The 22,630-nt window shown below is 70.0% G+C and carries 20 protein-coding genes, 1 pseudogene and 1 riboswitch; of the genes and pseudogenes, 15 read left to right on the forward strand and 6 right to left on the reverse strand.

What is annotated here, in order from left to right:
- Positions 1 to 10: 10 nt before the first annotated feature.
- Positions 11 to 1,990: a GTP-binding protein gene (locus ACFWP7_RS10695; RefSeq protein ID WP_384379254.1), complete on the forward strand. Its 1,980-nt coding sequence runs from the start codon at positions 11 to 13 to the stop codon at positions 1,988 to 1,990.
- 138 nt (positions 1,991 to 2,128) lie between these two features.
- Positions 2,129 to 3,997, forward strand: coding sequence for a cellulase family glycosylhydrolase (locus ACFWP7_RS10700; RefSeq protein ID WP_384379257.1), 1,869 nt, complete (start codon positions 2,129 to 2,131; stop codon positions 3,995 to 3,997).
- Here the strand turns inward: ACFWP7_RS10700 and ACFWP7_RS10705 are convergent.
- Complete coding sequence (locus tag ACFWP7_RS10705; RefSeq protein WP_384379260.1) at positions 3,990 to 5,237, reverse strand: YncE family protein; 1,248 nt, start codon at positions 5,235 to 5,237, stop codon at positions 3,990 to 3,992. The genes ACFWP7_RS10700 and ACFWP7_RS10705 overlap by 8 nt on opposite strands.
- Positions 5,238 to 5,446: 209 nt before the next feature.
- Between ACFWP7_RS10705 and ACFWP7_RS10710 the strand changes: the two genes are divergently transcribed.
- The 3 genes from ACFWP7_RS10710 (at position 5,447) to ACFWP7_RS10720 (ending at position 7,789) form a co-directional block, all read left to right on the forward strand.
- Positions 5,447 to 6,100, forward strand: coding sequence for a TetR/AcrR family transcriptional regulator (locus ACFWP7_RS10710; RefSeq protein ID WP_384379263.1), 654 nt, complete (start codon positions 5,447 to 5,449; stop codon positions 6,098 to 6,100).
- Between the two features lie 109 nt (positions 6,101 to 6,209).
- Positions 6,210 to 6,878, forward strand: coding sequence for a TetR/AcrR family transcriptional regulator (locus ACFWP7_RS10715; RefSeq protein ID WP_384379265.1), 669 nt, complete (start codon positions 6,210 to 6,212; stop codon positions 6,876 to 6,878).
- Complete coding sequence (locus ACFWP7_RS10720) at positions 6,875 to 7,789, forward strand: carotenoid biosynthesis protein (protein ID WP_384379268.1); 915 nt, start codon at positions 6,875 to 6,877, stop codon at positions 7,787 to 7,789. The genes ACFWP7_RS10715 and ACFWP7_RS10720 overlap by 4 nt, the downstream gene beginning before the upstream one ends.
- Positions 7,790 to 7,875: 86 nt before the next feature.
- On the opposite strand, the pseudogene ACFWP7_RS10725 reads toward ACFWP7_RS10720, so the two are convergent.
- The 3 genes and pseudogenes from ACFWP7_RS10725 to ACFWP7_RS10735 form a co-directional block, all read right to left on the reverse strand.
- Positions 7,876 to 8,141 (reverse strand): annotated as a pseudogene (locus ACFWP7_RS10725) (glycosyltransferase); the annotation flags it as partial.
- Positions 8,142 to 8,176: 35 nt separating this feature from the next.
- On the reverse strand, positions 8,177 to 9,079 hold the full coding sequence (locus ACFWP7_RS10730; RefSeq protein ID WP_384379271.1) for a bifunctional 5,10-methylenetetrahydrofolate dehydrogenase/5,10-methenyltetrahydrofolate cyclohydrolase: 903 nt from the start codon (positions 9,077 to 9,079) through the stop codon (positions 8,177 to 8,179).
- A 23-nt stretch (positions 9,080 to 9,102) separates the two neighbouring features.
- A riboswitch (ZMP/ZTP riboswitch) is annotated at positions 9,103 to 9,189 on the reverse strand.
- Positions 9,190 to 9,248: 59 nt separating this feature from the next.
- Complete coding sequence (locus tag ACFWP7_RS10735; protein ID WP_384379274.1) at positions 9,249 to 10,121, reverse strand: hypothetical protein; 873 nt, start codon at positions 10,119 to 10,121, stop codon at positions 9,249 to 9,251.
- Between the two features lie 60 nt (positions 10,122 to 10,181).
- On the opposite strand from ACFWP7_RS10735, the gene ACFWP7_RS10740 reads away from it, so the two are divergent.
- Positions 10,182 to 10,745: a MarR family winged helix-turn-helix transcriptional regulator gene (locus ACFWP7_RS10740; protein ID WP_384379276.1), complete on the forward strand. Its 564-nt coding sequence runs from the start codon at positions 10,182 to 10,184 to the stop codon at positions 10,743 to 10,745.
- 27 nt (positions 10,746 to 10,772) lie between these two features.
- On the opposite strand, the gene ACFWP7_RS10745 is transcribed toward ACFWP7_RS10740, so the two are convergent.
- Complete coding sequence (locus ACFWP7_RS10745; RefSeq protein ID WP_384379279.1) at positions 10,773 to 11,138, reverse strand: nuclear transport factor 2 family protein; 366 nt, start codon at positions 11,136 to 11,138, stop codon at positions 10,773 to 10,775.
- Between the two features lie 171 nt (positions 11,139 to 11,309).
- Here ACFWP7_RS10745 and ACFWP7_RS10750 point away from each other — a divergent pair, with 171 nt between their 5' ends.
- Positions 11,310 to 11,603: a hypothetical protein gene (locus ACFWP7_RS10750; RefSeq protein ID WP_384379282.1), complete on the forward strand. Its 294-nt coding sequence runs from the start codon at positions 11,310 to 11,312 to the stop codon at positions 11,601 to 11,603.
- A gap of 214 nt (positions 11,604 to 11,817) precedes the next feature.
- Complete coding sequence (locus ACFWP7_RS10755; RefSeq protein ID WP_384379285.1) at positions 11,818 to 13,278, forward strand: aldehyde dehydrogenase family protein; 1,461 nt, start codon at positions 11,818 to 11,820, stop codon at positions 13,276 to 13,278.
- 48 nt (positions 13,279 to 13,326) lie between these two features.
- Here ACFWP7_RS10755 and ACFWP7_RS10760 read toward each other — a convergent pair whose 3' ends face one another.
- Positions 13,327 to 15,081, reverse strand: a complete 1,755-nt coding sequence (locus ACFWP7_RS10760; RefSeq protein WP_384379288.1) for an ABC transporter ATP-binding protein — start codon at positions 15,079 to 15,081, stop codon at positions 13,327 to 13,329.
- 276 nt (positions 15,082 to 15,357) lie between these two features.
- On the opposite strand from ACFWP7_RS10760, the gene ACFWP7_RS10765 reads away from it, so the two are divergent.
- From ACFWP7_RS10765 to ACFWP7_RS10795, 7 genes are all read left to right on the forward strand, one after another.
- Complete coding sequence (locus tag ACFWP7_RS10765; protein ID WP_384379291.1) at positions 15,358 to 16,665, forward strand: MSMEG_0569 family flavin-dependent oxidoreductase; 1,308 nt, start codon at positions 15,358 to 15,360, stop codon at positions 16,663 to 16,665.
- Between the two features lie 13 nt (positions 16,666 to 16,678).
- Positions 16,679 to 17,494 carry an amidohydrolase family protein gene (locus tag ACFWP7_RS10770; protein ID WP_384379295.1) on the forward strand — a complete coding sequence of 272 codons (816 nt, stop codon included), beginning with the start codon at positions 16,679 to 16,681 and terminating at the stop codon, positions 17,492 to 17,494.
- 80 nt (positions 17,495 to 17,574) lie between these two features.
- Positions 17,575 to 18,096: an MSMEG_0572/Sll0783 family nitrogen starvation response protein gene (locus ACFWP7_RS10775; protein WP_384379298.1), complete on the forward strand. Its 522-nt coding sequence runs from the start codon at positions 17,575 to 17,577 to the stop codon at positions 18,094 to 18,096.
- A gap of 10 nt (positions 18,097 to 18,106) precedes the next feature.
- Entirely contained in the window at positions 18,107 to 19,207 is a 1,101-nt protein-coding gene (locus tag ACFWP7_RS10780) for an MSMEG_0568 family radical SAM protein (RefSeq protein WP_384379301.1), read from the forward strand.
- Between the two features lie 3 nt (positions 19,208 to 19,210).
- Entirely contained in the window at positions 19,211 to 20,650 is a 1,440-nt protein-coding gene (locus ACFWP7_RS10785; RefSeq protein ID WP_384379304.1) for an MSMEG_0567/sll0787 family protein, read from the forward strand.
- The gene (locus ACFWP7_RS10790; RefSeq protein ID WP_384379307.1) at positions 20,647 to 21,732 is read left to right on the forward strand and encodes a carbon-nitrogen hydrolase family protein; all 1,086 of its coding nucleotides are present in this window, start codon (positions 20,647 to 20,649) and stop codon (positions 21,730 to 21,732) included. The genes ACFWP7_RS10785 and ACFWP7_RS10790 overlap by 4 nt, the downstream gene beginning before the upstream one ends.
- The gene (locus ACFWP7_RS10795) at positions 21,729 to 22,565 is read left to right on the forward strand and encodes a carbon-nitrogen hydrolase family protein (RefSeq protein WP_384379310.1); all 837 of its coding nucleotides are present in this window, start codon (positions 21,729 to 21,731) and stop codon (positions 22,563 to 22,565) included. Before ACFWP7_RS10790 ends, ACFWP7_RS10795 begins: the two co-directional genes overlap by 4 nt.
- Positions 22,566 to 22,630: the final 65 nt, after the last annotated feature.

Genomic DNA, 22,630 nt, shown 5'->3' on the forward strand with positions numbered 1-22,630 from the left:
ATGACACCCGGTGCATATGCTCAACCTGGGAATTCTGGCGCACGTAGACGCCGGTAAGACAAGCCTGACCGAGCGGCTGCTGCACGCCGTCGGGGTCATCGACGAGATCGGCAGTGTCGATGACGGAAGCACCCAGACCGATTCCCTCGCGCTGGAGCGGCAGCGCGGTATCACGATCAAATCCGCCGTCGTCTCTTTCACGATCGACGACGTCACCGTCAATCTGATCGACACACCCGGACACCCGGACTTCATCGCCGAGGTGGAGCGGGTGCTGAGCGTGCTGGACGGCGCCGTACTCGTCGTCTCGGCCGTGGAGGGCGTACAGGCCCAGACCCGTGTGCTGATGCGGACGCTTCAGCGGCTGCGGATCCCCACGCTCGTCTTCGTGAACAAGATCGACCGTGCCGGAGCGCAGTACGAGCGGGTACTGGAGCGGATCTCCGCGCGGCTCACCCCCGCGATCGTCCCGATGGGCGAGGTCGGCGAACCGGGCACACGCGGCGCCCACTTCGTTCCCTTCGACGACGCCAGGCTCAGGGCGCCGCTGCTCGACCTGCTCGCCGAGCACGACGACGACCTGCTGACCGCGTACGTCGAGGGCCGCGTCCCCGATGGTCGGCTCCGCGCCTCCCTCGTCCGGCAGACCGGTCAGGCGTTGGTGCACCCGGTGTACTTCGGCTCGGCCATGACGGGCGCCGGTATCGCGGAACTGATCGCGGGCATCAAGGAGTTGCTGCCTTCCGGTGAGGGCGATGCCGACGGCCCGGTCTCGGGGACCGTCTTCAAGGTCGAGCGCGGCCCGGCGGGGGAGAAGATCGCGTACGCCCGCATGTTCTCCGGGGCGCTGCGGACGCGCGACCGGCTGACCTTCCGCGACGGCGAGGCCGGGAAGGTCACCGCGATCAGCGTCTTCGACCGGGGCTCAGCCGTCCGGGAGACGTCCGTGGCCGCGGGGCGGATCGGCAAACTCTGGGGCCTGGGAGACATCCGGATCGGCGACACCATCGGCGTACCGCGGAAATCGTCGGCGGGCGAGCAGCACTTCTCGCCGCCCACGCTGGAAACGGTGGTGGCCCCCAGCCGTCCGCGCGACAAAGGGGCGCTGCATCTCGCGCTCACCCAACTCGCCGAGCAGGACCCGCTGATCAACCTGCGCCAGGACGAATTGCGCAAGGAAACCTCGGTGTCGCTCTACGGCGAAGTGCAGAAAGAGGTCATCCAGGCGACCCTGGCCGACGAATTCGGCATTGACGTCGTCTTCCGCGAGACGACGCCTCTGTGCATCGAACGGCTGGTCGGCAGCGGTACGGCGGTCGAGTTCAACGGAAAGGGATCCCATCCCTTTCTCGCGACCGTCGGGCTGCGCATCGATCCGGCGCCCGTCGATTCCGGTGTGGAGTTCCGCCTGGAGGTCGAACTCGGGGCGATGCCCTACGCGTTCTTCAAGGCGGTCGAGGACACCGTGAGGCAGACGCTGGAACAGGGAATCCGTGGATGGCGGGTCACCGACTGCACGGTCACCATGACGCACTCCGGCTACTCGCCACGGCAGAGCCATGCCCACCAGGGCTTCGACAAGAGCATGTCCAGCACCGGCGCCGACTTCCGGGGCCTGACACCGCTCGTGGTGATGAGCGCGCTGCGGGAGGCGGGCACGCGGGTGTACGAGCCGATGCACCGGTTCCGCCTGGAGGCCCCGGCGGACACCTTGGGCGCCGTGCTGCCGCTGCTCGCGAAGCAGCGAGCCGTCCCGCAGACCACGCAGATGCGCGGCGCGACGAGCGTCCTGGAGGGCCGGGTCCCGGTCGCCGAGGTGCATGAACTGGAGCAGCAGCTACCGGGGTTGACGCGTGGCGAGGGCGAGCTGGAGTGCGTCTTCGACCACTACGCGCCGGTCGTCCGCGGCACGGTACCGGACCGGCCGAGGACCGATCTCAATCCGCTTGACCGGAAGGAGTACCTGCTCAACGTGACGCGCCGGGTCTGAATGTGGGGTGCGCGGGGTTTGAACATGACGCGCGTCGGTCTGGGCGATGAGCGTGTCACAGTGGCCGGTGAAACAAGAAACTTACTCAAGAGTCAGGGGTGTTGACGGTCCGACCTGCGCCCGCGCACTGTAATGAACATGTCGAAGTTGCGTGCGCGTCTGCTCGGCGTCCTCGTACTCCTCACCGGCTTCCCCTCGGCGGCGGGCGCCCAGCCCGCCGCCGCGGACGGACTCCCCGACTCCCTCTGGTTCGACGAATCCGCGGCCGCCACCCTCACCGTCCAGGACGGTCACTTCACCGACGCGCTCGGCCGCGAGGTCGTACTGCGCGGCTACAACGTCTCCGGCGAAACGAAGCTGGAGGAGAACGGCGGACTGCCCTTCGCGTCGGTCGCCGACGCGAGGAAGTCGGCGACGGCGCTGCGCGCTCTCGGCGGCGGCAACTCCGTACGCTTCCTGCTCTCCTGGGCACAGGCCGAGCCCCTACGCGGCCAGGTCGACACCGCCTATCTCGCGGCGGCCACCGCCCAGATCGGCGCCTTCCTCGACGCGGGAATCCGCGTGTACCCGGACTTCCACCAGGACCTGTACTCCCGCCACCTCTTCAACGCGGGCAGTTGGTACACGGGCGACGGCGCCCCCAAGTGGGCCGTGGACGCCGGGGGTTACCCCCAGGAGTCGTGCGGGATCTGCATCCTCTGGGGCCAGAACATCACCCAGAACGAGGCCGTGAAGCAGGCGTCGTACGACTTCTGGCACAACGAGTACGGCCTCCAGGACGCCTTCCTCACCACGGCCGAGGCGACCATGGCCTACGTCAGACAGCACCTCACCACCGACCAGTTCGCGGGAGTCGTCGGCTTCGATCCCTTCAACGAACCGCACGCGGGGACGTACGACTCCGGTCGGACCAGCCGCGCCTGGGAAAGCGACGTCCTCTGGCCCTTCTACGTGAAGTTCCGGGCCCGGATGGACGCGGCCGGCTGGCAGGACAAGCCCGCCTTCGTCGAACCGAACCTCTTCTGGAACGCCAACATCGACTTCCAGAAGCAGGAGGGCGGACTGCTCGACGCGGGCACGCTGGGCTCGCGCTATGTCTTCAACACCCACTTCTACGACCAGAAGGCGATCTCCGGCATCTTCATGTGGGGCAAGGCTGAAGACGGCCAGTACGTCACCGACTTCGGGACGGTACGCGACCGGGCCTCGGCCGCCGGTACGACGGCGATCATCAGCGAGTTCGGCCATCCGCTGGCCGGATCGGTCTCGGACAAGGCGCCCACGGTTCTCAAGGCGATGTACCAGGCCCTCGACTCCCGCCAGAAGGGCGCCACTTGGTGGTCGAACCCGGCTGCCTCCGGTCCGGTCCTGTCCGGCAGCCAGTGGCAGTGGGACATCTACAACGGCCGCCACCACGAGCTGATGAACGACAACCCCGACAAGGTCATGACCACCGGCGACGCCTGGAACGACGAGGACCTCTCCGCCGTGCGCCTCGACGACTCGGGGACGGCCGTACTGCGCCAGGACGCCCGCCTGCTGGACCGCGTCTACCCCAGCGCCACCGCGGGCACCGCGGTCGCCTTCACCTACGAGGACCGCTCCCGGGACGGCACCACGACCCTGACCTGGAACCCGGTCCCGAGCCCCCTGTCCAACGTCTCCCGGCTCGTGGGGTCGGGCCAGTACAGCCTGCTGGTCTGGCGTTCCGACGGCACGAACACACCCACGGAACTCCATCTCCCGGCGTCCTTCCCGACCTCGGCCACCACGGTCGTCTCCGACCTCGGCACGACGGCCACGCCACCCTCGTACACCACGACGACGCCGATCGCCGTGGCCCCCGAACCGGGCGGCACGGGAAGCCGCCGCCTGCTGCTCACCGCTCCCGGCTCGGGGACGCTGCACTACGCGCTGGTCACGAACGGGGCGACCGCTCCGTCCGCCGGTCTGCTGAGCGCGGCCAGGACCGAGCTGGCGACATGGGCCGCGGCGGAGTTCAACTAGTCGACGGAGTCCAGGTCGTCTCCACATGGCCGAGGCGAACGCGCTGGGGGTGATCGCCGACCGGCACCGACACCGTCTTCTGCCCGGTGGCGAAGTCGATGGCGGTGACCTGGTCGGCACCGCTCTCCGAGATGACACAGGACTTGCCGTCGCCGCTGACGGTCGCCCAGTACGGCTTGGAGGCGGCGACGAGCGGGCCTTCTTGAAGGGTCGCCCGGTCCACGACGGTCGCGTAGTCGTCCATCGTGCCCGCGACGCACAGCTTGGTGCCGGCGGGGTTCATCGAAATCCCGTGGTGGCGTGAGTCGTTGACCCACGTGGTGCGGTCCGTGCTGGTCGCCGGGTTCTTCGGCAGGGTCTTCACGCGCGTGATCCTGTCGGAGGCGATGTCGTACTCCAGGAAGCCGTTGAAGAACGACACCTGGAAGTACAGCTTGGACTCGTCGGGGCTGAACGCGGCGGGCCGGACCGCGTCGGAGAAGTCCGTGAGACCGATCGCGTCGAGCCGCTGACGCATGTCGATCACCTTGACCTGCTGGAAGGTGGCCGCGTCGACGACGGTGATGTACCTGTTGCCCTTCGTCCAGTCCAGCCACGGGTCGTCGAGGGCGGTGGTGACGTCACCGATCGCCATGTTCCAGATGTACTTGCCGTCGCTCGTGAAGATGTTCTCGTGCGGCTTGTCGCCGGTGGCGAAGGAGCCGAGCTGACTGCCGGTGTTGATGTCGAGGACGTGCACCGTGTTCGCGGTCGAGGCCGAGACGGCGACGCGGGTACCGTCGGGGGACACCGCCATGTGGTCGGAGCGGTAACCGGACACCGCGTAACGCCAGTTGACGTTCCCCGTGGCGACGTCGATCGAGACGACGTCGGCGAAGCTCGGGCGGGAGACGACCACGGACTTGCCGTCGGGTGTGGAGTACATGTCGTCGACGAACTGGTCGTGGCCCTCGCCGACGCCGCTGCGGATGGCCATGAAGTAGATCCACTTGATCGGATCGGCGTTGATCTCGGCCAGCCGGGCCTCCTTGTCCGGTATGACGTTGATCCGGCCGATCTTCGCGAAGTCACCGGTGGACTTGATGACGTCGGCAGTGCCGTCCCAGTTGTTGCCCACGAACATCACCTCGCGCAGCTCGGCGGCGGAACTCTGCGCGGTCGCCGCTGTCGCCGTGGCGCCGAGAGTGAGGGCGAGGACGGCGGCGATGGAACAAAGGCGTCTGGGGCTGAGGTCGGACATGGTGGCTCCTTGTCGTCGGTGGGGAGTGCGGGTGAGAACTTGCCCATGGCAAGGCGCGACAGGGGGCATGACAAGGGAGATTCTGAACACGCCCGCGTTCAGATTGACTTACTGGAAAGTAAGGAGAGGACGGCCCTCTCCACAAGGGTCCGTACACGACAAAATCGTCGGAGCACGAACGGTTCATCGGACGGCCGGAGGGGGGACGTGTGGCGGGCAGGCTCAAACAGCCGACCGGCCGGTACGGGGGCCGGACCGCCGAGGAGCGGCGGGCCGAGCGTCGCGGCCGGTTCCTGGACGCCGCGCTCCAGTTGTTCGGCGACACCCCGGGTTTCCGGGCCACGACCGTAGCCGCTCTGAGTGAGGCGGCAGGCCTGTCGACCCGCCAGTTCTACGAGGAGTTCCGCACTCTCGAAGACGTCCTTGCCGCCCTGCACCTTCAGGTCAATGACTGGGCCGAGGAGTCCGCCCTGGCCGCACTCGCCGACGCCCGGGACCTGCCGCTTCCCGAGCGGGCCACCGCGATCTTCCGTGCCTACGCCACGAACGTGACGAGCGATCCGCGCCGGATCCGCCTCACCTTCGTCGAGATCATCGGCGTGAGCCCGCGACTGGAGGAACAGCGGCTCGCCCGCCGTGCCCGCTGGGTGGGCTTCATCTGTGCCGAGGCTGCCGTCGCTGTCGCACGCGGGGAGGCGGCGCGGCGCGACTACCGGATCGCCGCCACGGCGTTCATCGGCAGCGTGAACGGGCTGCTCCATGACTGGAATGCCGGGTGGCTGGACGCGACCCTCGACGAGGTGGTCGAAGAGCTTGTCCGGCAGTTGCTGGGGATCTTGCGGCCGACGGGGAGGAGCGGGTGAAGTAACGGCGTGGGCCGGAGGCTGATCCTCCGGTTCGGGCCGCACCGAGTTGTTAATCCGGCAGCTGCCTGATTAGTGTGGAGGGTGCCCGCCGAGCTCAGGAGGTTCCATGGCAGCCGGACGGAACGCACAGACACAGCGGGGGCCGGGCAGACCGCCGGCCGACGCGCCACTGCCAGACCTCGTGGAGATCCATCAGCGCGGCCTTGAGGCGTTCGCGGAACTGGGCTACGAGGCGGTGTCCGTACGGCAGCTCAACGAGCGCCTCGGCATGGGGCACACCTTCATCCACGACCGGTACGGATCCAAGGAAGTCTTCTGGCGGGCGGTCATGGAATCCGCCGTCCGCGACACGACCGACGAGGTTATGGCGGCCGTCGCCGAGGAGCAGCCCGTCGACGACCTCTCCCTGCTGATCGTCGGCGTACGGGCCTTCCACCAGGCCGCCGCCCGCCGCCCCCACCTCTCGCGTGTCATCGACTACGAAGCCGGCCGCGACTCACCGCGCCTGGCCCACCTCTACGCGCTGATGAGCCCGCTCAACGACATGGGCCGACCGGCCTTCGACCGGCTCGTGCGGGAGGGGACGCTGCGGGACATCCCCTGGTACCTGTTCCACTTCGCCGTCACCAAGCCGATGGCCATGTACAGCCAGGGACCGCTGGCGCGGATGTTCGGCCGGAGCGACGACGCCGATGATCACACCTTGATGAGCACGCTGGTCCTCAACGGCCTGCTCACCTGCAACAGCCCGACAGAAGCCGGAGTTCCCCGATGACCGCAGTCCAACGCTCCAACAAGAACACCACCGTGTGGTGCCTCACGGCCGTTGTTCTCCTCGGTCAGATCCTGGCGGCCTTCGTGCACGGCCTGACGATGCTGGTGATCGTGGTAGAGGTCGGCTTCGTGTTCCTGCACGGGGCGCAGCGCTACGGCGGGCGCGCCATCGGGGTCTTCGTCGTCGGCGGACTCGTCATCAGTAACGCCCTGGAGAACCTCAGCATCCAGACCGGCTTCCCGTTCGGCCACTACCACTACACCGGCGACGGCAAGATCTTCCAGGTGCCGTGGTTCATCGGCCCGTCCTACCTGGCCACCGGGTACCTCGCCTGGATCGTCGCCACGGTGCTGCTCGACGACGTGCGCCGCAACTCGACCTGGCTGACCAGCATCGGAACCCCCGTCGTCGCCGCGTTCGCCATGACCGCCTGGGACCTTGCCATGGACCCCTCGTTCTCGACGATCGAGGGCCACTGGGTGTGGGAGAACGGCGGCGGGTTCTTCGGAGTCCCGCTGGGCAACTTCCTCGGGTGGACCTTCACCGTCTACCTGTTCATGCAGGTCTTCGCCCTCTACGTGCGCAGCCGCGGTCCACTGCCGACCGCACAGCCGGAGTCGACCACGGCCAGTGACCTGCAGGGCGTACTCCTCTACGCGGCGACGACGATCTCGTTCTTCACGGAGTTCGTCACCGGCAGGCACACCACCGTCACCGACGCTGCCGGCGTGACCTGGAGCACCGCCGACATCTACGAGTCATCGGTCCTGCTCACCGTCTACGGCATGTGCTTCATCGCCCTCCTTGCTCTGCTGCGTATCGCCCAGCGGCGGACCACGACTGCGACGTCGGCCCCGCAGGACAGCACGGTCGAGCGGACGGAGCCGAACCCGGAACGCCTGTCCGCCTAGGTCCCCTGGGGGGGGAATGGCGGCAGGCCGCGGCCGTCGGTCCGCAGGCCGGTTCACGCCGGCATGGGCGGCCTCGGTCAGTTCGTCGTCGGCTGCCCGACGAGCGCCCGCGCCAACTCGACGACCCGGACCAGCCTTCCGGCCCCGGTGGTGCTGCGATGCAGCCGCTGCCCCCGCTCGGATTCCAGCTCCGCCCGGGGATCCACCGGCAGCGCGTGGAACCCCGGACCCGAACCAGCCGCAAGCCGCTCGAAACACCCGTGCGTCACCAGGGTGACCTCGTGCCCGGCACGCGCCGGGCCGAGCCCGAGACCGGTGTACGGCGCACACCGCCTCGGGACCCCTCGGTCATGATCGCCACTCGCACGGCGGCCAGTATGGCGGGAGTTACTGCGGCGCGGTCGCGAGTTGGCTCGCCGACGGGGATCCAGCCGCCCGCCGCGGCGGCCGGCGAAGTCGTTCCGCTGCCGTGACGGTCTGCTCCAGCAGGACCGCGATCGTCATGGGGCCGACGCCACCCGGCACCGGCGTGATCAGCGAGGCCCGGTCGCGGGCGGTGTCGAAGTCGACGTCTCCGACGTTCCCGGGGTTGTAGCCCGCGTCGACGACGACGGCTCCCGGCTTGATGTCCTCGCCACGGATCAGCCGCGGCCGCCCCACGGCGGCCACCACGATGTCCGCCTCGCGTACGACCGAGGACAGCTCGGTCGTACGCGAGTGGCAGTACGTCACCGTCGCGTCGCGGCACAGCAGCAGCATGCCGACGGGCTTGCCGAGGATCGCGCTGCGGCCCACGACGACGGCGCGTCTGCCGGCCGGGTCCACGTCGTACGCGTCGAGGAGCCGCATGATGCCGCCGGGAGTGCAGGACACGAAGCCGGGCAGCCCGAAGCTCATCGCCGAGTACGAACTCAGCGTCACCCCGTCGACGTCCTTCTCCGGCGCGATGGCCTCGAACGCGGCACGCTCGTCGATGTGCGGACCGACGGGGTGCTGGAGCAGGATGCCGTGCACGGTGGGGTCGTCGGACAGCGTGGCCAGCGTGTCGACCAGTTCCGCCGTCGTGGTTCCGGCGGGCAGGGCGACGTGCCGTGACTCGATACCGGCCCTCCGGCTGCGGTTCTGCTTCATCCGGACGTACGTGACGGAGGCGGGATCCTCGCCGACCAGTACCGTCGCCAGACACGGCGACGCACCCGTGCGGTCCTTGAGGTCGGCCGCGCGCTGCGCGGTCTCCTCCACGATGCGGCGCGCGAGACCGGCGCCGTCCATGAGCTGGGCCTGGGACATGAGCCACTCCTGAGCGTCACTGACACAATCGCCCAGGCGCGCGGCAAAGACCCGTTCGTCAGACCGCTCCCCGGTGGTACTCCACCTCAGCGCCAGTCACGGCCCGCCGACCAGCCTAACCCGTGGGATTTCCGGTCGGCGCGGGTGTTTCCGCTCGCGGCCCGAACGGTCAGCTGCCGCTCTCCGCGGGCGGAGCCGTCGGGTCGACTCCGGCCAGGAACCCGTTGGCCTGCGCCTCGGTGTCCGCGGCGCCGATGGCTTTGGCCCAGCGGGCGACCTCACGGGCCAGCGCGGCGGCTCCGGCCTCGTCGCCCGCGTCGCGGGCCAGGACCGCCAGGAGCATCTGCTGCGAGAGGGTTCCGGGGACGGCTCCGGCCCGTGCGCCGAGCTCGGTGGCTCGGCTCCAGCGCTCCAAGGCCCGTGCGTGGTCGCCGTGGTCGTGGTCGTGATCGCCGAGGTGCCGCAGCGCCTCGCGGGCGAGCAGGGGGTCGGCCGGCTCAGCGGAGTCGGCCGTGCGCAGGGCGGTTTCGTAGTGGCCAGGAGCGAGGTCGCGCTCGGCGAAGAGATTGTCGGCGATGAGACCCAGGTACATCTCGGCCCAGCCTCGGCGTACATCGTCCGGAGCCCGCTCACGCAGGTTCTCGGCGCGTGAGCGGAGAGCAGCGAGGGCCTTCGGGTCCTTGCCGTCGGGTCCGGGCCGGAACGAGCCGTCGATATGGACAAGACCGAGGTAGTCGTGGCGGAGCCAGAGGCAGTCCAGGTCCCAGCGATCGTGGCGGTGCGCCCCTGCGAAGGCCTTCTCGGCGGCGTCGAGCCGAGCGCGCGCCAGGCTGGTCCCACCGAACCAGTCGCTCTCCAGCGAGACTTCGGCGGCGGCCACGGCGAGCCGGGCACGGGCCGACGGATCGGTGACCTCGGCCGCGTCCAGCAGCACCGACGCCCGTTCCCAGCGGCCGCCGATCCTCAACTCGCGGACAGCAGCCAGGAGGTGGTCGAGCGACACGGCCACGGCCGTACGGACTGTGCTTGCGGTGTTCGTCATGCGAGGAACGTAGTAATACGAAAAACTATCCACAAGAAAACTACTTTTGGGGAGGCACGTATGGCGGACCCTTCGGCGGCGGATTCGGTCGACCGGCACGTTGCGGTCTGGTCGAAGGAGCTCGCCTGGATGGACCCGGTCACCGAGGCGATCTTCGTCCGGCTCGCGATCCTGGCCCGGCACACGGTCCAGGTCCGCCGGGACACCCTGGACTCGGACGGGCTTCGACACTGGCAGTTCAAGGTGCTGCTGATGTTGCGCAGGCTCGGCCCGCCTTACGCGGCGAGCCCGTCGCAGCTCGCCGATTTGCTGGGTCTGACCCGCGGCGCACTGTCGGCACGTCTCGGCCCGATGGAGGACGCGGGGCTGATCACCCGCACGAACGAGGCAGCCGACCGCCGCCGTGTACAGGTGAGGCTCAGCGAGGCCGGATATGACGCGTTCGAGCAGCACGTGGCGACGGAGGGCGAGGGTGAGAACGCGCTCCTCGGAGTGCTGACCGCAGAAGAGAAGCGGACACTCGCAGACCTGCTGCGGAAACTGGTGGTGGCAGCCGAGTCCGGCGCGAACGCGACCGGCCCATCCCCGCACTCGCCGAGAAGGTCCAGGTCAGCTGCGAATTGATCCGGACCTTCGGCCACCAGGTCCTTCCTACTCGTCCCATGCCTGCAGCAGCGTGTGTTCGACGATCTTGCCGTCGCGCAGCGACATCATCGAGCTGGCCAGCACCTTCACGCCGTCCGGGTACTGACAGGACTCGGTGAAGGCGACCTGATCGCCCTGGACGACGCACCGCTCCAGCTTGTGGGTCATGTCCCGGCTGTAGACGTCGTTGAGCATGTCGGCGATCTCGCCGCGACCGTGTTTGACCATCGGATGGCTGGGCTGGGTGTTGTGGTCGACGACACGGACCTCCGCGTCGTCCGCGTAGAGCGACAGCAGATCTGCCGCGCTCCGTCCTTCTATGCCCCGGCGTAGCGCTTCGGTGTCGAAGGCGGGGTCTGCCGCGGTACCCATGATGACCTCCTAGCAAGGCCGCGGCCCAGCGAGGAGCGGGCCGCGAAGGGCCTCTTCTTCGAGACTCCTCCGTCCTGGGGCGCGCGGCAAGCCCTGCAGGGACTGTGAGCCTCACGGGTGAGCGGAGCGGAACGGCCGTGTCTGCCGGGGCCCGGAGCCGTTGCTGAAAGCATGATCTCAACACGACGTATTGTCGCCGCCGTTGGTCTCGCCGTCGGTGTCACGGGCCTTGCCGCGCCGATGGCGAACGCCGCCGTCTCCGAGGCGCCGAAGCCGCTGAACCCCATCGCCGAGCTCGACAAGCTCGCTGTGAGCGAAATTCCCGCGGAGTACCAGGCCGCGCTCCCGAGGGTCTCCACCCAGTTGGCCGGGCTCAACCGTCTGAACAGCGGCCTCGACGAGTTGCACCAAGTGACAGACCTGGTCGCGCCCGTCACCGGGGTCCTCCCCGCCATTGAGCCGTAGTCCTCGGGCCTCGACAGCTTCCTCTGCCCCCGGCACCCTAGGTGCCGGGGGCAGACGCGTCTGCCTTGACTTTCACGGGGTCCAGTCCGAGCATCCTACCTAGTAGGTTGGTGAAGTAGGATTCACATGGCGAACAAGTGTTGCCGCTGTGAGCTCTCTACTGATGTTGTTGACAACTGCGTACCGCTGTCGCTACGTACCGGAGGAACCCGCCATGGCCATCACCCGTGAACTGTTCATCGGCGGCAAGGACGTGCCGGCCGCCTCCGGCCGCACCGCCGAGGACATCAACCCCTACACCGGCGAGGTGTACGCGACCGTCGCCGCGGCCGGTCCCGAGGACGTCGCCCGTGCCGTGGACGCCGCCGACGCGGCCTTCGCCGACTGGGCCGCGCTCGCACCCTTCGCACGCCGGGCGATCTTCCTGAAGGCCGCCGACCTCCTCGACGCCAAGGGGGAGGAAGTGGCCGAGCTGATGGCGCACGAGGCGGGCGGCACCCGCCCGTGGGCGTACTTCAACGTGGGTCTCGCCGCGAACATCCTGCGCGAGGCGGCCGCCGCGATCACTGCTCCGCGCGGTGAGGTGCTCAGCGCCCAGGAGGCGGGCGCGCTGGGCCTCGCGATCCGCGAACCGCTGGGTGTCGTCGCCGCCTTCGCGCCCTGGAACGCGCCCGTCATCCTCGGCGTACGGGCCGTCGCGGCTCCTCTCGCCGCGGGCAACACCGTCGTCGTGAAGCCCAGCGAGGACGCGCCGATCGCGTGCGCGCTGCTCGTCGCCGACGTGCTGCGCGAGGCCGGGCTGCCGGACGGTGTGCTGAACGTGGTCACCAACGCCCGTGAGGACGCGGCCGAGATCGCCGAGGTACTCATAGCCGACCCGCGGGTCCGCGCCGTCAACTTCACCGGCTCCACCGGAGTCGGCCGGATCATCGGCGCGCACGCCGCCTCGCATCTCAAGCCCGCCGTACTGGAGTTGGGGGGCAAGAACGCGGTCGTCGTGCTCGACGACGCCGACGTGGACTACGCGGTCGACGCGGTCACCTTCAGCGTGTTCATGAACTCCGGCCAGATCTGCATGTCCGGCGACCGGATCCTCGTACACGAGTCGCTCGCCGAGGAGTTCACGCAGAAGTTCGCCGCGAAGGTCGCCCAGCTCCAGGCCGGTGACCCCGCCCACCCGCACACGGTGGTCGGTCCACTGGTCAGCGCCGCCGCCGCACAGCGCGTCGCGGCGCTCATCAAGGACGCGGTGGCCAAGGGCGCCACGGTCCTCACCGGTGGCGGGGAACCGGAGGGCGCGGTGCACCCGGCGACCGTCCTCACCGATGTCACCAAGGACGCGGACCTCTACTACGCGGAGGCGTTCGGCCCGGTCTGCGTGATCGAGACCTTCGCCGACGACAGCGCCGCCGTCGCCGTGGCCAACGACACCGACAACGGCCTGACCTGCGGAGTCATCACCGAGAACGCCACGCACGGGCTGGCCGTCGCCCGCCGTATCCGCACCGGCATCGTGCACATCAACGACCAGTCCGTCGCCGATGAGCCGCACGCGCCCTTCGGCGGCGTCAAGGCCTCCGGCTACGGGCGCTTCGGCGGCCGCTGGGGCCTGGAGGCGTTCTCCAACACCCGCTGGGTGACCATCGCCACGCAGCAGGCGCACTACCCGTTCTAGACGGAGGGGAGCGCGAGCCCCCGGGCAGGTGCGCCGGGCGCAGGCCGGTCAGCCGACGGTGGCGAGGAACTGCGTGGCCGCCAGTTCCGCGTAGAGCGGGTCCCCGGCCACGAGTTCGCGGTGGGTGCCGACCGCGCGGACCCGGCCCGCGTCCATGACGACGATCCGGTCGGCCATCGTGACGGTGGAGAGCCGGTGCGCGACCACGAGGACCGTCGTCGTACGGGCGACATCGGCGACGGTGTCGCGCAGCGCGGCCTCGTTCACCGCGTCGAGCTGAGACGTCGCCTCGTCGAGAAGCAGCAGGCGGGGGTGGCGCAGCAGGGCACGGGCGATGGCGACGCGCTGCCGCTCGCCACCGGACAGCTTGGTGCCGCGGTGGCCGACCAGCGTGTCCAGGCCGAGCGGCAACCGGGCGACGAGTCCGTCCAGACGTGTCGTCTTCAGCACGCGGGTGACGTCGGCGTCGTCGGCGTCCGGGTTGCCGAGCAGGAGGTTGTCCAGAAGGGAGCCCGACAGGACGGGCGCGTCCTGCTCCACGTAACCGATCGAGGAACGGAGCTCGGGCAGATCCCAGTCCTCCAGCTCACGGCCGTCGAACGTGATGACGCCCGCCTCGGGGTCGTAGAACCGCTCGAGGAGGGAGAAGACGGTCGTCTTGCCCGCGCCGGAGGGGCCGACGAACGCCGTCATACCGCGGGCCGGGACGGCGAACGTCACGCCGTGGTGGACGTACGGGAGATCGTCGGCGTACCGGAAGCGCACGTCGTCGAAGGCGAGGGCGGCGGGTTCAGCGCTGGGGGACGGCAGTGGCGCGGGCAGGGCAGCGGGCTCGGCGGGGAGCCGCAGGGCCTCCTGGATACGGGCGAGCGCGCCGGCGCCGGTCTGGTACTGCGTGATCGCGCCGACGAGCTGCTGGATCGGTGACATCAGATAAAAGACGTAGAGGAGGAACGCGACGAGCGTGCCGACGTCGATGGCGCCGGTCGCGACGCGGGCGCCGCCCACCGCCAGCACCGTGATGAACGCGATCTGCATCGCCAGACCGGCCGTGTTGCCCGCGGCGGCCGACCACTTGGCGGCGTGCACGCTCTGCCGCCACGACTCCTCGGCGGCCGCGTGGATGGCCTGCTCCTCGCGGCTCTCGGCACCGGAGGCCTTGATCGTGCGGAGCGCGCCGAGGATCCGTTCCAATGAGGCGCCCATCACGCCGACCGCGTCCTGCGCCCGCTTGCTCGCCCGGTTGATGCGCGGCACGATCACGCCGAGGACGGTGCCCGCGCACAGGATCACTGCCAGGGTGACGCCGAGGAGCACGGGGTCGACCAGGCCCATCATCACCACCGTCGCGACGAGGGTGAGCCCTCCGGTGCCGAAGCCGACCAGCGAATCGGTCGTGACCTCGCGCAGCAGTGTCGTGTCGGAGGTGATCCGGGCCATCAGGTCGCCCGGCTCGCTGCGGTCCACCGCCGGTATGCGCAGCCGCAGCAGATACGACGACAGGGCACGCCGCGCGCCGAGCACCACCGACTCGGCGGTGCGCCGCAGCACGTACGAACCTGTCGCGCCCACCGCCGCGTTGGTCACCACCAGCGCCGCCATGCCGAACAGCGCCCCGGTGATGGGGCGGTCGTGCGACAGATCGTCGATGAGTCCGCGCGCCACCAGCGGCAGCACCAGCCCGGTGGCCCCGGTCGTGAGGGCCAGCAACCCGCCCGCAAGGAGCGCCCATCGATGCGGTCGTACGTACCCGAACAGCAGGCGCCACGCGGGTGCCTCGGGTTTGGCTGCGGCAGTGCTCACGGCGCTCCTTGTGCGGGGTCTGTGCGGAGCATTCAGGCTACGTCGGTGAGAGGGGTGGACGGTGCGTGCGGCATCTCGGCGCCGTCAGGGAAGCCGATGGCTTTCACGGGGAACCTTGCCTGCCAGGCAACGAGTGAGGTTTTGGTAACGCCGCTTTGTTCCGGATGACGTCATTCCGCAATAGGCCGTGGCTGAAGTGGTTCCCACAAGCAGCGGCGAGGTGCGAGACCGGCAACGGTCGTCCCCGACAACCTCGCCCCGCGCATGGAGGACTTCATGCCTGAGCTGTACGGAACCCACTATCCGGTGGCGGTCGTCGGTGGTGGCCAGGCGGGACTTTCCGTCAGCCACTGTCTGCGCGAGCGCGGTATCGAGCATGTGGTGATCGAGGCGAACAGGGTCGGCCACGAGTGGCGCGAGCGGCGCTGGGACTCCTTCTGCCTGGTCACCCCCAACTGGCAGTGCAGACTGCCCGGTCACCCCTACACGGGGCCCGACCCGGACGGGTTCATGGTGCGCACGGAGATCGTGCGCTACCTGGAGGAGTACGTCGCCCGCTTCCAACCGCCGCTGGTCGAGGGCGTGTCCGTCACCGGGCTGCGCCGCTCCCCGAGCGGCGTCTTCGAACTGGCCACCAGTGCGGGGGAGTTCACCGCCGATCAGGTGGTGGTCGCCACCGGTCCATACCACACTCCTGCCGTCCCGCGGATGGGCGAGCGGCTGCCCGGCGGGGTCGAGCAGATCCACTCCTCCCGCTACCGCAACCCGGCCCAACTCCCCGAAGGCGCCGTCCTGGTGGTGGGCACCGGACAGTCCGGCTGCCAGATCGCCGAGGATCTGCACCTCGCGGAGCGCCAGGTCCACCTGGCCGTGGGCAGCGCACCCCGGGTGGCCCGCTTCTACCGTGGCCGGGACTGTGTCGCCTGGCTCGACGAGATGGGCCACTACGCGAAGGGCATCGACCACTTCGACGACGCGGCGGCCGTCCGGATGCGCGTCAACCACTACGTCACCGGGCGCGACGGCGGCAGGGACATCGACCTCCGTGCCTTCGCCCGCGACGGAATGCGCCTGTACGGGCGGCTGACCGGCATCGACGGCGGGACCCTGGAGTTCGCCGACGACCTCAAGGTCAACCTCGACCGGGCGGACGCCGTGGCCGAGGGCATCAAGGACGCCATAGACGTACACATCACGGAGCGGGGCCTGTCGGCGCCGGACGAGGCCCGCTACGTACCCGTGTGGGAGCCGACCGAGCAGCCGGCCGCGCTCGACCTGGCCGAGGCACAGATCACCTCCGTCATCTGGTCCACCGGCTTCACCCGCGACCACCGGTGGATCGAGATACCCGTCTTCGACGGCCGCGGCTACCCCATGCACTGGCGAGGCGTCACCAGCACCCCCGGCCTGTACTTCCTGGGCCTGCCCTGGCAGTTCTCGTGGGGCTCGGGGCGCTTCGAAGCCGTCGGCCGGGACGCCGAGTTCCTCGCCGGCCACATCGACGCCTCGCGCCGCCTCGCCGACGTCTGCGGCACCCTCACCGGCGCCCCCACCGAGCTCGCCTCCGCACTCCCCGTCGGCTGAAAGCACGGACTTCATGGTCTTCGACGCACACCGCCACATCGGTGTCCTCCCGGCGTACCCCTTCTACGGCGGACCGCCCGTCAACCCCGACACCACCGCCCGCGCCACCGTCAAGCAGCTCCTCGCCGACCTCGACGCCGAAGGGACCGAACGCGCCCTGGTCCTCCCCAACTACGGCGTCCCCGACCCCGACATCGCCTTCTCCTTCAACGAGCTGGCCATCGAAGCCGCCCAGACCGACGAGCGCATCCGGGCGGGCCTGTGGGTCTCCCCGCGCCCCGCGGACGAGCACCGCACCGCGCACGCCCTCGCCCTGGCCCGCGAGGACGGCGTACGCGCCCTCAAACTCAGCTTCCTCCTCGGCGGACGCCCCACCGACCCCGACTGCCGCCCGCTCCTCGACCGGATCTTCCACGAGGCAGCGCGCCTGGACCTCGTGGTGCATGTGCACACCTCGCCCGGCGCCGCCTCCGACATCGACGAGGTGGGCCACCTCGTCGACTGGTATGCCGATCAAGTCGCCGTCCACCTCGTGCACTTCGGCGGCGGGATGAGCGGCCACATCAAACTCGTGGGCTCCCGCTTCTTCGACTGGATCGAGTCGGGCAAGCGCGTCTACACCGACCTCTCCTGGGCCATCGGCTTCGCCCCGTACTGGCTGGCCCGGGAGATCGAGCACCGCGGTATCGGCCACGACCGGGTGCTCTTCGCCAGCGACCAGCCCTGGGGCGACTTCGCCGGCGAGTACGCCCGGATGACCGCCGCGGCCGGCGGCGGCGAACTCGGCGAGCGGGTCTTCCGGGACACGTTCGCCACGCTCTACGACTGACCCGCCCACCCCTCACCCACGTACGACCTTCTCCGACCCCCGTACAACCCTCGCTCACCAACACGCCCAAGGAGACAGCCATGCCGGAAACCGTCGAACTCAGCGAGATCGAGCAGAAGTCCCTCACCGAGATCCCGCACCCCTCCCTCCCCGAGGGCACCAGCATCTACGGCGACACCAAGGTCTTCCCCGACTACAAGGCCGAGGACGGCGAGACGTACTTCACCCTCGTCCACGGCATCGCCCACGAGTCCTCGGTCTCCTTCGTCGCCGTCCTGCAGGCGACCCGTGCCCTGCGCAAGGGCTTCGAGACCGCCATCTACTTCTACGGCCCCGGCTCGCTGAACTGCCTTGCCACACGCGGCTTTCCGACCGTCGGCAACTCCGCCTTCCCGGGCGAGCACAACATCAACAACCAGCTCAAGACCTTCCTCGGGGAGGGCGGCAAGGTCTACTGCTGCCGCTTCGGGCTCTCCCTGCACGGAGCCCGCGAGGAGGACCTGATCGAGGGCGTCATCCCGACCCACCCGCTCGACGTCCAGGACGCGCTGATCCACTACGCGCGCAAGGGCGCCATCATCAACTCGACCTACCAGCTCTGAGGGGCGAGCCATGAGCGTTGGCACCGGTACACAGACGAGGGGGGCGGGTCCGGTCGATGTCCGGATCACGACCCGCGCCGAACTCGCCCTCCACGGAGTCCGGTTGGAGGCTCCCGTACGGCGTCCCGACGGCGCCGGACCCAGCGACGACGGGCACGTCCTCGTCGACGGTGCCAACGCGGCGCTGCCCCGCAACCCCGACAGCCCCTACTCCGTCCGGGACGGCCGCGTATGGCTCGGCGACGACGACACCGGCCTGACCCTGACCGCCGTACAGCGCCCCAGGTTCTACGACCTGACCACCGCCGACGGCACCCCGTACGAGCACATCGCCCGTCTCCACGGCGCCGACGTCCTCGCCACGACCGTCGTACAGACGTGTATCCGCTATGCCGAGTCCGACCGCTGCCGCTTCTGCACCATCGAGGAGTCCCTGCGCTCCGGTGCGACGGTCGCCGCCAAGACCCCGGCGCAACTCGCCGAAGTCGCCGAGGCGGCCGTCCGGTTGGACGGGGTGCGGCAGATGGTGATGACCACCGGCACGACCACCGGCTCGGACCGGGGTGCCCGCAATCTCGTACGGTCCGTGCGCGCCGTCCTCGAAGCGGTGCCGGGACTGCCCGTCCAGGTGCAGTGCGAACCACCCGGCGACCTGGTGTGGATCCGTGAGCTGCACGACGCCGGGGCGACGGCCATCGGCATCCATGTCGAGTCCCTCGACGACGCGGTACGGCGGCGCTGGATGCCCGGCAAGTCGACCGTACCCCTGGAGGAGTACGAGGCCGCGTGGGACGAGGCGGTCCGGGTGTTCGGGACCAACCGTGTCTCCACGTACCTGCTTGTCGGTCTCGGTGAGAACCCCGACGAACTCATCGCGGGAGCAGGGAGGTTGATCGACCGAGGGGTGTACCCGTTCGTCGTCCCCTTCCGCCCGATGGGCGGCACGCTGGCCGCCCGCGACGGCGCGGAGGCTCCCAGCGCCGCGCTGCTGCGGTACGTCACCGAGGGCGTCGCGGCGAAACTGCGCGCGGCGGACATGAACGGCGCGGACCAGCAGGCCGGTTGCGCGGCCTGCGGGGCGTGCAGTGTGCTCAGGACGGCGGGTGGGTGAGCCGTGTACCTCGACGGATCGACGACGACCGTGCCCGTGGTGGTGGAGAGCGCGGAGGACATCCTCGCGCTGCTCGGCGATCGCAGCACACTCGCACGACAGCCCGGCTTTCACATCGAAGAGGCCTCGGACAAGGGCGAGTTGAGGGCCTACGGACGGCTGCGCCGGGACACCTTCGTCCACGAACAGGGGCTCTTCGCGGGCCATGACCTCGACGACCGCGACGACGACCCCCGCACCTTGGTCCTGATCGCCAGGGACCGTTCCGGCGCCGTCCTCGGAGGCGTCCGGCTCGGCCCCGCGGACGACGGCCCGGACCTCGGATGGTGGGCGGGCGGTCGGCTGGTCGTCGCACCCGGCGCCAGGGGCCCGCAGGGGATCGGAGCCGCCCTCGTGCGGGCCGCCTGTGCACGGGCGGAGGCCGAGGGCGTCCTGCGCTTCGACGCCACCGTCCAGGTCCGAAATCAACTGCTGTTCAAGCGGCTTGGCTGGCAGCCCGTCAGGGAGGTCGTGCTCGCGGACCGTCCGCATGTCCTCATGCGGTGGCCGATCGGCCGCATCGCCGCGCAGGCCGAGGCCACCAAGGCCCCGCTCGGCCCCCTGCTCCGCGCACTGACGCCGGCGCCACTCGGCTACGTGGGCGACGACGGCGCACCTGTCGTCGGTACGGATGTGATCGCCGCCTGCGACGCGATCGTGCCGTCCATGGTCGAGCGGGACCCCGACTGGGCAGGCTGGTGCTCGGTGCTGGTCAACGTCAACGACCTTGCCGCGATGGGCGCTTCACCCGTCGGACTGCTCGATGCGGTGGGCGCGAAGGACGCCTGGCACGCGTCCCGGATCCTCGCCGGGCTCGGCCGCGCGGCGCGTGCGTACGGCGTCCCGGTGCTCGGCGGACACACCCAACTCGGCGTGCCCGCCGCCCTGTCCGTGACCGCGCTCGGCCGCACCGACCACCCGGTGCCGGGCGGCGGCGGGCGTCCGGGGCACGCGGTGCGCCTCACCGCGGACCTGGATGGCGGCTGGCGCCAGGGCTACCGGGGGCGCCAGTGGGACTCGTCCAGCCACCGCCGCGGGGACGAACTCCGCACCATGACCGGGGCGGTGGCGGCGGTACGGCCCGCCGCCGCGAAGGACGTGTCGATGGCCGGGATCGCCGGGACCCTGGGCATGCTCGCCGAGGCGAGTGGCTGTGGCGCCGTGCTCGACGTGGCCGCTGTGCCGCGCCCCGCAGCGGCGGCCATGGGGGACTGGCTCACCTGTTTCCCGGGCTTCGCGATGCTCACCGCCGACCAGCCGGACGCGCCACCCCTCCCCGCCGGTCCCGCCGCAGGGGCCCGCTGCGGAGAGCTGACCGTGGGACACGGGGTCGGGCTGCGCTGGCCCGACGGAGAGATCACCGAAGCCGTCACCGGACCGGTGACCGGAATGGGGACCGCATGAGTACCGACCGCATGGGCGTCGACGGCATGGATACCGATCGCGTGGCCGCCCGCCCGACAGGCGCCGACGGCATGAGCACCGATCGTGCGGGCGTCGACGGGGCGGGCGCCGGTCGCGTGGGCGCCGAGCGCACGGACACCGCTCGTACGAGCGTGAGCCGCACGAGCGCCGACGGCATCAGCACCGACAGCACGAGTGCGCACCGCACAGCCATGCACCGCACAGCCACCCACCGCACAGGCCCCCTTCGTATGGCCGCAGTCTCCGCCGAGTTCGGGCGGGACCTTGAAGAGGACTTCGCCGTAGTGGAACGGCTGATCAAGGAGGCGCGGGCCGAGGGCGTCGGGCTTCTCGCCCTCCCGGAGGCCTGCCTGGGCGGCTATCTGCTCAGCCTCGACGACTCCGCATCCGACGAGGGCCCGCCCGCGCTCGCTTTGGACGGCCCCGAAATTCGCCGACTGGCCGCCCTGGCAGGGGAGTTGACCGTCATTGCGGGCTACTGCGAGGCCGACGGCGACGCCCGCTACAACAGCGTCGTCTGCGTCAACGGCGACGGCGTGCTCGGCAACCACCGCAAGGTCCACCAGCCGCTCAGCGAGGACGTCAGCTACGCGTCCGGCGACCGCTTCCACGCCTTCGACACACCGGTCGGCCGGATCGGCATGATGATCTGCTACGACAAGGCGTTCCCGGAGTCCGCACGTGCGCTGGCGCTTGACGGCGCCGAGATCGGCGTCTGCGTCTCGGCCTGGCCGGGCGCCAGGACCCACGCCACGACGGACCTGGTCAACGACCGCTGGAAGCGCCGCTTCGACCTCTTCGACCGGGCTCGCGCCCTGGAGAACCAGATCGTGTGGATCTCCGCCAACCAGGCGGGTACCTTCGGGTCGCTACGCTTCGTCGGCAGCGCCAAGGTCGTCGACCCGGGTGGCGAGATCCTCGCCGACACCGGCGTCGGGTCGGGTCTGGCGATCGCCGAAGTCGACGTCGCCCAGGCCCTGGAGACCGCCCGCCGCTCGATGGGGCACCTGCGCGACAGGCGCCCGGAAACCTACACGCACGCAGGAGCAGTCAGCCCATGAGCACCATCCGGATCGCGGCCGCCGCCGCCCACTTCGGCCGCGACCTGGAGTTCGACCTCGCACGCATCGCGAAACTCATCGATGACGCGCGTAAATCGGGTGCCGGACTGCTCGTCCTGCCCGATGCCGCGCTCGGCGGCTACCTCGCCGACCTGCGCCACCCCGACCCCGACGCCCTGCCGCCCGCGCTGAAGCCGGACGACCCGCTGATCCTCCAAGTCGCCCGTCTCGCCGCCGAGATGGTCGTCTGCGTCGGCTACTGCGAGGACGGCGGGACCGAGCACTACAACGCCGCCGTGTGCGTCAGCGGCGACGGCGTCCTCGGCCGCCACCGCAAGGTCCACCTCCCGGCCGGTGAGGTCGCCGCGTACGCGCCGGGCGACCGCTTCGACGCCTTCGACACACCGGTCGGCCGGATCGGCATGCTCATCGACTACGACAAGACGTTCCCGGAGTCCGCCCGCTCACTGGCCCTGGACGGAGCCGAGATCCTCGCCTGCCTGTCCGCCTGGCCCACCAGCATCACCAACCGGGCCCCGCGCATGGCCCAGGACCGCCAGGCCAAACTCTTCGACCTGTACGACCAGGCACGCGCCGCAGAGAATCAGGTCGTCCTCGCCTCCTCCAACCAGACCGGCACCATGGGCGGCATGCGCTTCCTCGGCCAGTCCAAGGTCGTCGGCCCCGGCGGCGACATCCTCGCCCGCACCTGGGCCAAGGCCGGCCTCGCCGTCGCCGAGGTCGACGTCGCCGCGGAGATGGACCGCGCCCGCCGCGTCCTGCGCCACCTCGGGGAGCGCCGTCCGGCCGCGTACCGGGAGGTTCCTTCGTGACGATCGCCCTGATCAGCGTCGCCGCCGGGATGGACCGCCACCTTCGCGAACGCCGTCCGGCCACC

The organism is Streptomyces sp. NPDC058470 (assembly GCF_042721055.1).
GTDB lineage: Bacteria > Actinomycetota > Actinomycetes > Streptomycetales > Streptomycetaceae > Streptomyces.

What these genes read in the sequence shown, in the direction of transcription:
- ACFWP7_RS10750 (WP_384379282.1), top strand. Translation starts at nt 11,310, where the DNA reads ATGATCTCAACACGACGTATTGTCGCCGCCGTTGGTCTCGCCGTCGGT.
- ACFWP7_RS10780 (WP_384379301.1), top strand. Translation starts at nt 18,107, where the DNA reads ATGAGCGTTGGCACCGGTACACAGACGAGGGGGGCGGGTCCGGTCGAT.
- ACFWP7_RS10755 (WP_384379285.1), top strand. Translation starts at nt 11,818, where the DNA reads ATGGCCATCACCCGTGAACTGTTCATCGGCGGCAAGGACGTGCCGGCC.
- ACFWP7_RS10770 (WP_384379295.1), top strand. Translation starts at nt 16,679, where the DNA reads ATGGTCTTCGACGCACACCGCCACATCGGTGTCCTCCCGGCGTACCCC.
- ACFWP7_RS10740 (WP_384379276.1), top strand. Translation starts at nt 10,182, where the DNA reads ATGGCGGACCCTTCGGCGGCGGATTCGGTCGACCGGCACGTTGCGGTC.
- ACFWP7_RS10775 (WP_384379298.1), top strand. Translation starts at nt 17,575, where the DNA reads ATGCCGGAAACCGTCGAACTCAGCGAGATCGAGCAGAAGTCCCTCACC.
- ACFWP7_RS10735 (WP_384379274.1), bottom strand. Translation starts at nt 10,121, where the DNA reads ATGACGAACACCGCAAGCACAGTCCGTACGGCCGTGGCCGTGTCGCTC.
- ACFWP7_RS10795 (WP_384379310.1), top strand. Translation starts at nt 21,729, where the DNA reads ATGAGCACCATCCGGATCGCGGCCGCCGCCGCCCACTTCGGCCGCGAC.
- ACFWP7_RS10705 (WP_384379260.1), bottom strand. Translation starts at nt 5,237, where the DNA reads ATGTCCGACCTCAGCCCCAGACGCCTTTGTTCCATCGCCGCCGTCCTC.
- ACFWP7_RS10745 (WP_384379279.1), bottom strand. Translation starts at nt 11,138, where the DNA reads ATGGGTACCGCGGCAGACCCCGCCTTCGACACCGAAGCGCTACGCCGG.
- ACFWP7_RS10700 (WP_384379257.1), top strand. Translation starts at nt 2,129, where the DNA reads ATGTCGAAGTTGCGTGCGCGTCTGCTCGGCGTCCTCGTACTCCTCACC.
- ACFWP7_RS10730 (WP_384379271.1), bottom strand. Translation starts at nt 9,079, where the DNA reads ATGTCCCAGGCCCAGCTCATGGACGGCGCCGGTCTCGCGCGCCGCATC.
- ACFWP7_RS10765 (WP_384379291.1), top strand. Translation starts at nt 15,358, where the DNA reads ATGCCTGAGCTGTACGGAACCCACTATCCGGTGGCGGTCGTCGGTGGT.
- ACFWP7_RS10790 (WP_384379307.1), top strand. Translation starts at nt 20,647, where the DNA reads ATGAGTACCGACCGCATGGGCGTCGACGGCATGGATACCGATCGCGTG.
- ACFWP7_RS10715 (WP_384379265.1), top strand. Translation starts at nt 6,210, where the DNA reads ATGGCAGCCGGACGGAACGCACAGACACAGCGGGGGCCGGGCAGACCG.
- ACFWP7_RS10720 (WP_384379268.1), top strand. Translation starts at nt 6,875, where the DNA reads ATGACCGCAGTCCAACGCTCCAACAAGAACACCACCGTGTGGTGCCTC.